At 74.0% G+C, this 12768-nt stretch carries 10 protein-coding genes; 5 read left to right on the forward strand and 5 right to left on the reverse strand.

All coding sequences use genetic code 11. The annotated features are described in order from the left end of the window. The first annotated feature begins 45 nt into the window (after positions 1 to 45). Genes ACZ51D_RS08215 through ACZ51D_RS08230 form a run of 4 tightly spaced genes read left to right on the forward strand, consistent with a single transcriptional unit; the run spans position 46 to position 4924 of the window. Positions 46 to 708, forward strand: a complete 663-nt coding sequence (locus ACZ51D_RS08215; RefSeq protein ID WP_465661609.1) for a DUF5819 family protein — start codon at positions 46 to 48, stop codon at positions 706 to 708. Then, positions 705 to 2012, forward strand: coding sequence for an HTTM domain-containing protein (locus ACZ51D_RS08220; protein ID WP_465661611.1), 1308 nt, complete (start codon positions 705 to 707; stop codon positions 2010 to 2012). Before ACZ51D_RS08215 ends, ACZ51D_RS08220 begins: the two co-directional genes overlap by 4 nt. Positions 2013 to 2021: 9 nt before the next feature. Beyond that, positions 2022 to 4136, forward strand: a complete 2115-nt coding sequence (locus tag ACZ51D_RS08225; RefSeq protein ID WP_465615475.1) for an FUSC family protein — start codon at positions 2022 to 2024, stop codon at positions 4134 to 4136. Positions 4137 to 4171: 35 nt separating this feature from the next. Then, positions 4172 to 4924 (forward strand): TrmH family RNA methyltransferase, encoded by a 753-nt coding sequence (locus ACZ51D_RS08230; RefSeq protein WP_360498131.1) that lies wholly within the window; start codon positions 4172 to 4174, stop codon positions 4922 to 4924. A 97-nt stretch (positions 4925 to 5021) separates the two neighbouring features. Here the strand turns inward: ACZ51D_RS08230 and ACZ51D_RS08235 are convergent, their stop codons facing one another. The 5 genes from ACZ51D_RS08235 to ACZ51D_RS08255 form a co-directional block, all read right to left on the reverse strand. Then, the gene (locus ACZ51D_RS08235) at positions 5022 to 6374 is read right to left on the reverse strand and encodes a peptidoglycan-binding protein (RefSeq protein ID WP_465615478.1); all 1353 of its coding nucleotides are present in this window, start codon (positions 6372 to 6374) and stop codon (positions 5022 to 5024) included. A 223-nt stretch (positions 6375 to 6597) separates the two neighbouring features. Next, a complete protein-coding gene (locus ACZ51D_RS08240) occupies positions 6598 to 7509 on the reverse strand; it encodes a pyridoxamine 5'-phosphate oxidase family protein (RefSeq protein WP_465615480.1) in 912 nt (303 codons plus the stop codon). 48 nt (positions 7510 to 7557) lie between these two features. Continuing rightward, entirely contained in the window at positions 7558 to 8028 is a 471-nt protein-coding gene (locus ACZ51D_RS08245; protein ID WP_360498126.1) for a VOC family protein, read from the reverse strand. 253 nt (positions 8029 to 8281) lie between these two features. Beyond that, positions 8282 to 9334 carry an XRE family transcriptional regulator gene (locus ACZ51D_RS08250; RefSeq protein ID WP_360498124.1) on the reverse strand — a complete coding sequence of 351 codons (1053 nt, stop codon included), beginning with the start codon at positions 9332 to 9334 and terminating at the stop codon, positions 8282 to 8284. A gap of 338 nt (positions 9335 to 9672) precedes the next feature. Next, positions 9673 to 11832, reverse strand: a complete 2160-nt coding sequence (locus ACZ51D_RS08255) for a S53 family peptidase (RefSeq protein ID WP_465615482.1) — start codon at positions 11830 to 11832, stop codon at positions 9673 to 9675. 256 nt (positions 11833 to 12088) lie between these two features. Between ACZ51D_RS08255 and ACZ51D_RS08260 the strand changes: the two genes are divergently transcribed. Further along, a complete protein-coding gene (locus tag ACZ51D_RS08260; protein ID WP_465615484.1) occupies positions 12089 to 12655 on the forward strand; it encodes a CGNR zinc finger domain-containing protein in 567 nt (188 codons plus the stop codon). Positions 12656 to 12768 lie beyond the last annotated feature (113 nt).

The raw sequence follows: 12768 nt of genomic DNA on the forward strand, positions 1-12768 counted from the left end.
CCGGTACCGGGCCGGGCGCCGCCCGCCGACCGGGCTGGGGAGGCCATGACGGAGACGACGGACCGGCCGGCCCGGGGGCGGGCCTGGTCGAGGCCCGCGCAGCTCGTCCTCGGCCTCGCCGGGGTGGCACTGATCGGCGGCACCGGGCTGTTCCTCGCCGCGGTGTTCCTGCACGTCGCGCCTGCCAACTCGCTGTCCCGGCAGTACCGGAACGCGATCGACGGCGTGGTGTACCCGGAGTTCGAGCAGAACTGGAAGCTCTTCGCGCCCAACCCCCTGCAGCAGAACGTCAGCCTGGACGCCCAGGTACGGACCGTCGCGGCCGGCGGGACGACCACCACCCGCGACTGGACCGGGCTGACCGCGCGGGACATCGCCGCGATACGGGGCAACCCGGCGCCCAGCCACGTCGACCAGAACCTGCTGCGCCGGGCCTGGGACTTCTACGACAGCTCGCACAACCCGCAGGACGAGGCGCCGACCAACGCGCGCGGCAAGCTCGCCGAGCAGTACCTGAAGCGGATCGCGCTGCAGCGGATCGGCCGGGAGGCGGACGGCGAGCGGATCCTGGAGATCCGGTTCCGGGTGACCACCGCCACCGTCCCGCCGCCGGCCTGGAACGGTGAGGCCGCGCCGCCGGCGCCCAAGGTGCGGGAGCTGCCGTGGTGGCCGGTGGCGGACGAGGACTACCGGGGGCTGCTCGGATGAACGAGGTGTCGGCGCGGGATCCCCGGCCGGACGCGGCGGTGCGGTCGGACGGGGAGGCGCCGTCGGACGGAGTCGTACCGGCGGACGGTATCCCCCGACAGGCCGGTGCCGGGCAGCCGCACGCGCCGGCGCCGCGCGGGCCGGGGGCGGCCGAGCTGCTCGGACGGGCCGTCGAGGCCTTCACCGGACGGGTGCTCGGACGGCACCAGGCCGCGGTGGTGCGGATCGGGTTCGGACTGGTCTGGCTCGCCTACCTGCTGCGCGAGTGGCCCAACCGGCGGGTGCTGTACGGCGACCGCTCCCCCTGGTCGATGGAGCTGGCCGAGCGGTTGCTGGGCGACGACGGGGCGTTCACCGTGCTGCCCTGGTTCGGCGGCCGGCCCTGGTTCGAACTGGTCTACCACCTGGCGGTGCTGGCGGCCCTCGCCGTGCTGCTGGGCTGGCGCACCAGGGCGAGCACCGTGCTGTTCCTGGTCACCGTGCTGTCGCTGCAGAACCGCGACGTCTTCCTCGGCGACGGCGGCGACAACGTCGTCCACCTGATGGCGGTCTACCTGGTCTTCACCCGCTGCGCCGAGGTCTGGTCGCTGGACGCCCGGCGGGCGCGGACCGGGCGGTCCGGCGGGTGGTCCGGGTGGACCGGCGTGGCGCTCTGGGCCGTCCTCGGGGCGGCCCTGGCGGCCTGTCAGTTCGGCGGCTTCTCCGGCGAGAGCCTGACCTGGACCAGCCGGACCTTCCCCCACCTCGGCTGGTCGCCGCTGTTCTGGGGACTCTGGGCGGTTGCCGGGACCTGGTGGACGCTCGGGCGGCTGCGGCCGGACGGCGAGCCGCGGGCCCTGCTCGACGCGCTGGCCACCATGGTGCACAACTGCGCGATGCTGGTGATCGCCGTCGAGGTGGTGCTGATCTACGCCACGGCCGGCTGGTACAAGGTGCAGGGCACGCGCTGGCAGGACGGCACCGCGCTCTACTACCCGCTGCACCTGGACTACTTCGCCCCCTGGCCCGGGCTGTCCGCGCTGGTCGGCTCGGCGCTGCTGCCGGTCTTCCTGATCTCGTACGGCACCGTGATCGTGCAGGTCGCCTTCCCGTTCACGCTGCTCAACCGGCGGGTCAAGAACGTGCTGCTGGCCGTCATGATGCTGGAGCACGCGGGGATCGCGGTGGTGCTCGGGCTGCCGGTGTTCTCGCTCGCGATGATCGCGGCGGACGCGGTGTTCCTGCCGACCGGCGCACTGCTGTGGACGGCGGCGCGAGTGAGCCGGATCCGGACCCGTCGGATCCGGCGGGAGCCCGCACCCTAGGATGTCGGTATGTCCTGGTTCGCTGCGCTTCGTGACACCGCGCGGACCGGACTCACCCTGGACCGGGCGCTCACCGACCCCAAGCGGGCCGTGCGCGGGGCGGTCGCCGTGGCGCTGGTGCTCTTCCCGACGCTCGCACTCGGCGGAGTCGCCCTCGCCACCTCGGCCGCGATGGGCGCGTTCATCGCCGGCTCGGCCACCTTCCAGCGCAGCTTCCGCCCCCGGGCCAGCCTCGCCGTCGCTGCCGGAGCCGGACTCGGGATCAGCACCTTCCTCGGCTACCTGGCCGCCGGGGTCCCCGGCCTGTTCCCCGTCCTGCTCGCGGTGTGGGCCTTCGGCGCCGGGCTCGCCTGGGCGATCGGACCCACCGCCGGGGTGGTCGCGACCAACACCGTCTCGGTGATGCTGATCGTCGTGCAGCTGCCCGTCAGCGCCACCGCCGCGCTCGGCCACGGGCTGGTCGCCGCCCTCGGCGGAGTCGCCCAGGCCGCCGTCATCACCCTCTGGCCGATCGGCAGTTGGACCGCCCAACGCGACGCCCTCGCCGACACCTACGCCGAACTCGCCGACTACGCCCGCCGATTGCGGCAGGACCCCACCGCGCACGTGGACCCGGAGCCGTTCATGACCGCCCGGCACGCGGCCGCCCTCACCCCCTGGCAGGACCGCCACCGGCCGCCCGAACTGCGGGGCCTGCGCGGCATCGCCGAACGGATCCGGCCCACCCTCGCCGCGCTCGCCGACCCCAAGGTCGGCGCCCCCGAGGAAGGACCGGAACGCGACCGGGCCCGGGAGGTGCTGGCCGCCTCCGCCGACGCCATGGACTCCCTCGCCCGGGCGATCCGCACCGGCGACCCGGTCCGGCTCCCCCGGTCCGCGCCCTCGCTCACCCTGGTCCGGCCCGACGACGACGGACCCCGGCTGCAGGGCGCCGCCCGGCGCTCCGCCCGACGGCTCGGCGGGCTGCTGCGCAAGGCCGCGGACACCCTCGACCGCAGCGACGAGGACACCATCACCACGCCCGTGGTCGGGGCCGGCGGGGCGCTGCACAAGCCGTCGATCGTCCGGATGCTGCCGGTCGCGCTGCGGGCCGTCCGCCGCCAGCTGCAGCCCCGCTCGGCGATCTTCCAGCACGCCGTCCGGCTCACCGGGGTGGTCACCGTCGCCTACCTGCTGGCCCGGCTCGCCGGGTTCCACCACGGGTACTGGGCGCCGATGACCGCCGCGATGGTGATGCGGCCGGACTTCGCGCAGACCTACAGCCGGGGCGTCGCCCGGCTCGCCGGGACGGTCGTCGGGGTCGCCGTCTCCACCCTGGTGGTGCAGCTCGCCCACCCCGGCGAATGGGTGCTGGCCGCGCTCGCCGTGCTCTGCATCGGCGGGGCCTACCTCGCCTTCCGGACCGGGTACGCGCTGACCACGGTCGGCATCTCGACCTACGTGGTGTTCCTGCTCGGACTGCAGGCGGGCGACCCGCTGGTGACCGCCGTCGAACGGGTCGGGCTCACCCTGCTCGGCGGGTCCCTCGCACTCCTCACGTACGCGCTGTTCCCGACCTGGCAGACCGCCCGCCTCGGGGAACGGCTCGCCGAATGGCTGGCCGGGGCCGGGCGCTACGCGGGGGCGGTGATCGCCTGCTACGAGAAGCCGGCCGCGCCGCGCGGACGGGCCGTACGGAGCGCGCTGCTGGACTCGCGGGAAGCCCGGTCCGAACTGGTCCAGGCGATGCAGCGGGCCGACGCCGAACCGGGGCGCCACGAGTCCGGGCTGACCGGGGTGAGCCGGCGCCAGATCGACCGGGCCCGGGCGGCGGTCGGCCACCTCGGGCGGGCGGCGGTGCTGCTGGAGGCCCACCTGCCGGCGGCGGACGCCGAACCGGTCGCGGGGACGGGGGACTACGCGGAGGAGCTGCGGCTGGCCACGGCGCTCGCGGCGGGGGCGCTGCTCACGGGGCGACCGGTGGAGTTCGGGGCGATGCGGGACGCCCAGGCGCGGTTGGAGGAACGGCTGGCGGAGGCGCCGGCGGGGGTGCAGCGGGACGTGGTGCGGGCGGGGACACGGCTGGTGGGGCAGGCGCTGCGGGATCTGGAACGGGCCCTGCGGGGGAGCGCGGAGGCTCGTTAGACGGGGGCTCTCGGGAGGGTGGGAGAGTGGGCGGTATGGGTGACGACGAGCTGGTGCGGGCGTGGCGGGTGGCCGAGCGGGAGCCGGGGGCGGTGCTGCTGGACGGGTTCCACGCCTTGAAGCACGCGCTGCGCTTCGGCGGTGACGTCCGGCGGGTGGTGACCGCCGACCGGGTCGCGTTGCTGGCGCTGGCCGCCGAGCTGGCCGGGGACGTGGTTCCGGCGCTGGACGGGCTCGCGGTGGAGCTGCCGGAGGCGGTGCTGCGGACGCTGGCGCCCCGGCCGCACCCGACCGGGGTGATCGCGCTGGCCGTGCGGCCCTCCCCCGAGGCCAACCTGGCGGCCCTGGCCGAGCGGCCGCGCCGGGCGCCGGTGGTGCTGCTGGAGAACCCGCGCAACCTGGGCAACGTCGGGGCGGTGATCCGGCTGGCGGCCGGGTTCGGCGCCACCGGGGTGGTGACCACCGGTGACCTGGACCCGTGGCACCCGACGGTGCTGCGCGGCAGCGCGGGCCTGCACTTCGCCACCGCCGTCGAGCGGCTGACCCTGCCGCAGCTGCCCGCCGGGCCGCTGTACGTCCTGGACCCGGAGGGCGCGGACATCCGGGACCTGCCGTTCCCGGACGACGCGCTGCTCGCCTTCGGCACCGAGCGGCACGGCGTGTCGGCGGAGCTCAAGGCGCGCGCCGACCAGCTGGTGGCGGTGCCGATGCAGCCGGGGGTGTCCAGCTTCAACCTGGCGACCAGCGTCGCGATGGGCCTGTTCCACTGGATGTCCGGGAAGCGCTGAGGCGCGGCGCCGGGGTCGGGCACCGTGCGTCGGCGGGACGGTCAGGGACGCTCAGGGGTGCTCAGGGGTGCTCAGGGCGATCAGGGCGATCGGGGCGTCAGGAGAAGAGCCGGCGCCAGGTGTCCGGGCCCGGGTAGCCGTCGGCCTCGGCGCCGCGCCGGCCCTGGGCGAGCTGGAAGGCCTGGACGGCCCGCCGGTCGCTCTCGCTCCAGTGCGGGCCCGGGCCGACGGCGTACGACCCGCCGAAGCCCTTGAGGACCAGCTGCTCGCCGAGATTCTTGACGTACGCGTTGTCGGTGTCGGGGCCGAACGTGTCGGTGCCGGGGAAGGCGGGTGCCCCGGTGACGGGTGGTGGCGGGGACAGCGGGGTGCCGCCGTCGATGTTGCGGCCCTTGCCGTTGACCAGGTAGTCCCAGGTGCCCTTGCCGGGGATGCCGTCGGCCTCGCTGCCGCGCCAGCCCTGGGCGAGCTGGAAGGCCTGGGTGGCCTTGCGGTCGGCCTCGCCCCAGCGCGGTCCGGGGCCCTCGGTGTAGAAGCGGGCGCCGCCGCGCTGCACCAGCAGCCGGCCGAGCTTGGTGACGTACGCGTTGTCGGCGCCGGGGCCGAACTTGTCGGCGCCGGGGAAGGCGGTCGCGGAGCTGCCGTCGTTGCCGGCGCCGTCGGTGCTGCCGCCGGACGGGCCGGTGTAGCGGTACGGGACATAGGAGCCGGAGTTGTTCCAGTACGCGTACGGGGTGGAGCGCTTCCTGGTGCCGGGGGAGGTCTGCTCGTAGGCGACGTACTTGGTGCGGGAGGAGTCCGTCCATCCGCCGAAGATCGTCACGTGTGAGCCGGCCTGCGGGTTGGCCGGGTTGTTGTAGATCAGGACGTCGCCGGGCTGGAGGTCGTTCTTGCCGATCCGTTCGGCGACGTCCGGCAGGGTCCAGGTGGTCTGGCTGCTGCCGAGGCCCCAGGCCATCGAGACGAAGCCGGAGCAGTCCTGGCGGTAGCCGTCCGACCAGTAGCGGCTCATGCTGTACGGCACGCGCTGGTCGACCCAGCTCTGCGCGCGCCGGATGACCTGGGCCCGGCTGAGCGGCTGGGCGGCGCCGGGGGTGGCGTAGGCGCGGTCGTCGGTGTCGGCGGCCTGGCCGTAGGGGCCGGTGACCTCACCCTGGGGGGTCTGCGGGGGCTGGGCGGTGCTGCTGCCGCCCGGGGTGGGGCCGGGGGCGGGGGCCGCCGCGGCCGAGCCGGCGGCGGCCGTTCCGCCGCCGATCGCGGTGCCGACGGCGGCCATCAGCACGGCGGCCCGGCGGCGGATGCTGCGGGCCGCGGCGTGTCCGCCCTCGTGGACCGGCGCCGCGTGCAGCCGGGCGCGGCGGCGGGCACGGCAGCCCCCGCATATGCAGTCCTCCTCCGGTTCGACCTCGTCGAACTCGATGAGCGGGGACAGGGGGTCGGTAACGGTCATGCTCCGCCTCTTTCCTGCGGTCCTTCCCGGTCACGGCCTGACGGACTGATGGCGTGACAGGACTGGCCTTCCCGGGCCGGCTCCGCGTGTTATCGGGACCAAAGTCCCAAAACGGACGGAGTGCGGCGCGGCGGATTGAGCTGCGCGGGTGACAGCCGTTCGGCTCCCGGGCGTGGCGCGGAAGGGCGGCAGCCGGTAGTGCCGGTGCGAACCTGAGGCGGGATCAGCGCGGGATGGCGGGCGAGTACTCGGGGTCGGTCCAGGTCAGCGGGGTGGCGTCGGCGAGTTCGACCACGCCGGTGACGGCCAGCTCGACCATCCGCTCGGCGCCGGGGGCGGCCTGCCGGGCCTCCTGCGACCAGTCGGTGCGGGCCTCACCGGTGACCAGCAGTGCCCCGCCGGTCTCCCAGTCGGGCAGCAGCAGGCCGGCCCGCGGGTCCAGCTCCAGGTTACCGAGGGTCATGAACATGCTGTTGCCGGGGTACTCCGGCCAGCGCAGCCGGTCCGGGGCCACCGCCTCCAGGAAGCCGGGGAAGCCGCCGCGGTGGGAGGCGTCGACGCTGCCGTCCGGCCCGGTGGTGGCGATGAAGAAGGTGTCCGAGGTGGCCGCGAGGAGGCGCTGTGCGGTGGTCAGCCGCGGGCCCGCGGCGACCGTCCGGGGCGGGCCCGCGGCCGGGCGGTCCAGCGGGGTGCGGCGCTGGATGTACTTCGGGCAGTTGGAGACCACCTCGTCGGCGCCGACCAGCAGCCCGCCCCGGCCGTCCGGGACGGAGCCGCCGTTGAGCCGCATCCGGCGCCGGCCGGCCGGGTCCAGGGCGATGGTGCCGACCCTGGCCGGGCGGTCCAGGGCCTCGGCCAGCGGGTCGGCCTCGGCCGGACGGGCGGCGACCGACATCGTCCGCTCGTCCGCCGCCCGCAGGAAGCCGGCCGGGCCGGCCAGCTGGGTGGCCCAGATTCGGCCCTCCGGGTCGGCGGCGCCGACGACCAGCATCCGCCGCTCGGTCAGGAAGCGGGCGGCGACCGCCGGGATGGTGCTGCGGATCGACCGGCCGGCGTGGTCGGCCCGCTCGGTCCGGCCGGCCCGGGCCTGGGCGGCCCGCTCGCCGGCGTGGTACGGCGTGCTGATGGTGGTCATGGTCGGCTCCTCCCGGGGGCTGGTCGGACTCGGTCGGACAGTGGTGGTCTAGAAGAAGCCGCAGGTCGGGGCGCCGGTGGTGGGTGCGGCGGCCTCGGTCTCGTCCACGCCGGTGCGGGTGTAGACCTCCAGCCGGATGCCGTCCGGGTCGGTGAAGAAGATGCCGCCGGAGGCCGAGCCCTCGTTGTGCGGGACGACGCCGTCGTAGGCGAACTCGGCGCCGAGTTCGCGCAGCAGCCGTTCGGTGGCGCGGACCTCGTCGAGGCTCTCGACCTCGAAGGAGAGGTGGTGCAGGCCGGGGTTCGCGGTGGCGAAGGTGCCGGCGCTCTGCTGCCAGAGGGTCACCACCAGGCGGCCGTCACGGCCGAGCAGGGCGAAGCGGCGCTCGGGGTCGGTGCCCTCGTGGGTGACCTGGAGGCCGAGGACCGCGCGGTAGAAGTCGATCGAGCGGGCCAGGTCGGTGACGTTCAGGCCCACGTGGCCGGTCTGCAGGGTGCGGAGCAGGGTGGTGCTGGACATGCCTGGTCACTCCCGGAGGCTGGGGCTTCCGGCGGGGCTCATGCCTAACCGGTATTAATGAGAGTAGGAGTTAGGTGATGATCCGTCAACCGGTGCGTGGTGTTGAAGTGGTTAGGCCTGTGGGGGCGGGAAAGCGAAAAACCCGCCGGACCTGACGGTCCGACGGGGCTCGGGAAGGCGGAAGGTGGGGGGCTTGGAGGTGGGGGGCTTGGAGGTGGGGGGCTTGGAGGTGGGGGCTTGGAGGTGGGCCGGGCTACGCCCACTCCCACCGGATGCCGATGTGGCCCGGCTGCTGGTCCGGGGCCAGGACGTGGGCGCTCGCCGAGGCGCCGATCCACAGCTGCTCGCGGCGGTGGTCGACGTCGGCGCCCGGCTCGCGGTCGTAGCGCTCGCAGTGCGCCGGGACGGCGGCCGGGTCGAAGTGCACCTGGAGCACGTACTCGCGCACCTGGGTGGCGAAGCGGCGGCTGTACTCCAGCGTCGGGCCGCCGGGTGGGATCTCCACCTCGTACTCGAAGACCGTGCTGTCGCCGAGGCCGAGCGGGCGGTCCAGCATCAGCTCGGCGACGGTCAGCCCGACCTCCGGGCGGCGGCGGACCCGGCCCAGCCGGCCGTGCCGCACCGAGGTGATCTCCGGGCAGCCGGTGGCCTCCTCGTCGGCCTTGTGCACGACCAGGCAGCGGCCGACGCCGCCGACGGTGGCGCGCACCACCTGGCGCATCCGCAGCAGGTTGGCCCGCCGCTCGGCGTCCACGTAGTACGAGTCGTGGATGCTCAGGCGCTCCAGTTCGCCGGCCGGCGGGGCGTCCAGCTCGGCGAAGATCGAGGAGATCTCCTGCTCGCCCGGCCAGACGTCCTCCAGCCCGAGGTGCAGGGTGTTGGCCGTGGCGGCCCAGCGGCCGCGCGGGCGGGGCGGGCCGAGCAGCGAGGAGAGCGCGCTGTGCGGCAGCCCGAGCAGCTCTTCCAGCAGGTGGACGGCGCGCAGCGAGCTGGCCCGCTCGGGCTGGCTGCGGCCGCGTCGCCAGTAACTCAGCGTCGTGACGCTGACTCTGACGCCGCGTTGGGCGAGGGCTGCGCGGATCCGGTCCAGGCTGAGACCGCTGGCCTCGATGGCCAGGTGCAGGGTGTCCGCGAAGCCGCCGACCGGGGCGAGCCGGCCGGGGGACGGCGTCGGCGGCACGGCCGGCGTCGGCGTGGTGGCCGGCGTCGGTGGCGCGGTCGGCGCGGGTGCGGGCGGCTCGGGGCGCTCTGCGTGCGACCCGACCAGCCGCAGCCGCGCGGCGTCCTGAGGTTGCTGTGCGGCCATACGGTGACCCTCCCCACCAGGTGAGTTCGGTGGGACCGGACCGACGCCGGGGCGCGCCGCCAGCGACTTCACCGAGCTTTGGGGAACCCTATGCACGGTCGAGAGGCTACGTCATCAGTCGTGCGTATGACAGTGGTCACGGCAGGTCAACCGGATGGTTATCGATCTTGAAACAGTCCGGAAACACGGCGCTTACCGGGGCCCGGCCCCGGGGCCGAGGCGGGGCCTGCCGGCCGGACGTGACACCGCCGGGGCGGGCCCTCTCGGCGCCGCCCCGGCGGGGGTATCGATGTGGTGCTCGGCGCGACCCGGGGTTACCGAGCGCTACCGGTGGGTGATCAGCTGATGTTCAGTGCGACGTCGTCCAGCACGAAGCTGGTCTGCTGGGAGGAGTCCTCGGTGCCGGTGAACGTGATGGTCACGGTCTGGCCGGCGAAGGAGGTCAGGTCCAGGGTGCGCTGCACGTAGCCGGCGGCGGCGTTCGCGTTGGAGTACGTCGCCAGCGTGGTGCTGTTGGCCTGGACGGTCAGCTTGTCGTACGCGGTGGAGCCGGTCTCCGCGGTGTCGATGTGCAGCCAGAAGGTCAGCTTCGCGGAGGCGCAGCCGGCCGGGATCGAGACGGTCTGCGACACGGTGTCGGTGTGGGACGAGCCGTAGCCGTCCATCCAGGCCTTCCAGCTGCCTGCGTGGGCGGCCTGGGAGGAGCTGTTGTCGACCACGCCGCTGGAGGTGGTCCACGGGGCGGCGGTGCCGGTCTCGAAGCCGCCGTTGCCGACCAGCTGGGTGGCGGTGCAGCCGCCGGGCGGGGTGGTGGTGCCGCCGCCGCCGAGCAGGGCGGTGGTCAGCGCGTCGGCGACCGGGGAGCCCCAGCCGGTGACCTGGTCGTAGCCGGCCTTGGCGGGGAAGTCCTGGTTGGAGCCGGTGGACACGTCGTGGAAGACGCTGCCGGAGCTGCTGCTGTTCGCGACCGTGTACAGCCGCGGGCTCGCCTCGCCGAGGGCCGGCTGCCCGGCGGCCTTGGCCTTCTGGTTGAACTGGGCCGCGTAGCCCGACCAGAGCGGCGCGGCCGCGCTGGTGCCGCCGTAGACCTGCCAGCCGCCGGCCGTGTAGATCGCGAAGCCGCTCTGCGGGTCGGCGTTGGACGCGACGTCCGGGACGGTGCGCATGGTGCCGCTGACGCCGGTGCCGGTCTGCCAGCTCGGCTTGCTGAACACGGTGGAGACGCCGCCGCCGGCGGTGCTCCAGGCGCTCTCCGAGGAGTAGGTGTTGCTGCTGCTCACCTTGAGGTTGGTGCCGCCGACACCGGTCTGGTGCGGGCTGGACGCCGGGAAGTCGACCGCCTTGACGGTCGAGCCGCTGGTGGAGCGGGTGCAGTCGCGCGAGCCGTCGTCACCGGAGGCGGAGAAGATCGAGATGCCCTGGGCGGCGGCCTGCTTGAAGGCGTTGTCGACGGCCGTCATCGAGGCGGCGGTGGTGTCCGGCTCGCAGGAGCCCCAGGAGATCGAGATGACCGAGGCGCGGTTGTCGGCCACGATCTTGTTGGCCATGTCGATCTCGCCCTGGTCGCTGTTCGGGGCCTCGTAGACCAGCTGGGTGGCCTTGGGCGCCGCGCCGCGGACGATCTCGCTGTCCAGCTCGACCTCGCCCTGGCCCTGGCCGGGCTTCGAGTCGTAGTTGGCGCCGTCGACCGAGACCGTCGAGACGGCCGGGCCGGTCAGGCCGTACTGCGAGTCGTAGGTGGTCAGGTTGGTCTTGCTGTAGCCGTCGAACTCCCAGAGGGCGACGGTCGTGCCGGTGCCGTCGGCGCCGGTCTTGTTCAGGTTGTACGCGCCGGTGTACTGCGCCGGGGCCATGCCGTTCGGGGTGGCGGTGGCGGCGTTCGGGGCGATCGCGTTCGGCGTGGCCAGGCGGTTCTTGCGCACCGCGTGGTTGTCCAGGCCGCTGACGCCCTGCACCACGCCGGCCAGGTCGGCCGGGATCGAGGCGGCGGCGTCGTTGGCGAAGAAGGCGCGCTGCAGCTGCGGGTCGACGTAGGAGCTCTCGTGCGTGCCGAAGGCCTGCGAGACCTGCGCGGCGGTGCCGTGGGCGTTGACGACCTGGCGGTTGGCGCTCACGTCGGAGACGGTCAGGCCCTGGGCGGCCAGGTAGGTCTTGACCTGGGCGACGTCGGCCTGGGTCGGGCCGAACTGGGCGGTGAACTGCTCCGGCGTCAGGTACTTGCCGAACTCCGGGGTTCCCGGGGTGGCCACCGCGGTGAGGAAGCGGTCCAGGGCGTCGGCGTTGCGCAGCTTCAGGCTGACGGCCACCGAGATCTGCTGCTCGGCCGGGACGTCGCCCTTCTTGTCCGAGTGGGCCACCGCCGGGTTGACGGTGTTCGGCAGGGCGACGCGCGGGGCGGCGTTGGGGGTGGCGGCCTGCGCGGCGGAGACGCCGAGCGAGACGGCGGTCAGCGGAAGCACGGCTATCGCGGCGGCGAGAGCAAGGGAACGGGGGCGCAACGGATCCTCCTCTGGCCGGCTGTGGGGGCCGGCAAGGGGCCAGGCGTTCCGGGGTCGAGAACGCTGGCTCGAACATGACAGAACCGGTGTGCGAAGTGGTTCATGATCAAGCAATTCGTTGCTAAAAAACAGTCAAGTGTGGAGGGCCGGAAACTCCGGGAGTCCATACAGTGAATGACCGGAATTCACGGGACGGTCCATACCAATTCCCGGTGCACGGCACGGACGTAGAATCGGGTGGAGCCGAGGGAGAACGATGACTGACGTGATGGCAGACCCGAGGGACCCGCGACCGCTGATCGGCGAGCCGCTCGCGCTCGACCTGCTCAACACGCGCTGGGCCGGGATACCCGTCAACGACCTGCTCGCCGGGGTCGAAGGGTACGGGATCTGGCTCTCCTCCGCCGGACTGGGCGGCCGCTGCGAGGCCGACGACGCGGGCCTGGCGGCGATCCGGCAGGCCCGCGAGGCGATCCTGGTGGCAGCCCAGGACGCCCGTGAGCAAGGCGAGTTGAGCACCGGGGCGCGGGACGGGCTGGACGCGGTGCTGGCGCACGGGCGGATCCGGCGGACGGCCGGACCGGGCGGGGCCGAGGACCGGGTCGAGGCCGACCGGCCGGAGTGGCTGGCGCCCTGGCTGGCCGCGGACGACTTCCTCACGCTGCTCGGGCAGGGGGCGCCGCGGGTGAAGCAGTGCGCGCACGAGGCGTGCATTCTGCATTTCTTCGACGCCTCACAGAACGGGCGTCGGCGGTGGTGCCGGATGGCGGTGTGCGGGAATCGCGCGAAGGCGGCGCGGCACTATGTGAAGGCCCGGGGTTAACGGACGACCGAACGAATGGTCGGGGCGGCGGGGTTCGGGCGGCGGGGCCCCGGCGTTCGAACGGCGTGGTCCGGGCGGGCGCGCGGAGGAAGGTGCGCGCCCGCCCGGACCGG

The sequence above is a fragment of the Kitasatospora sp. NPDC033851 genome (genome assembly GCF_055576085.1).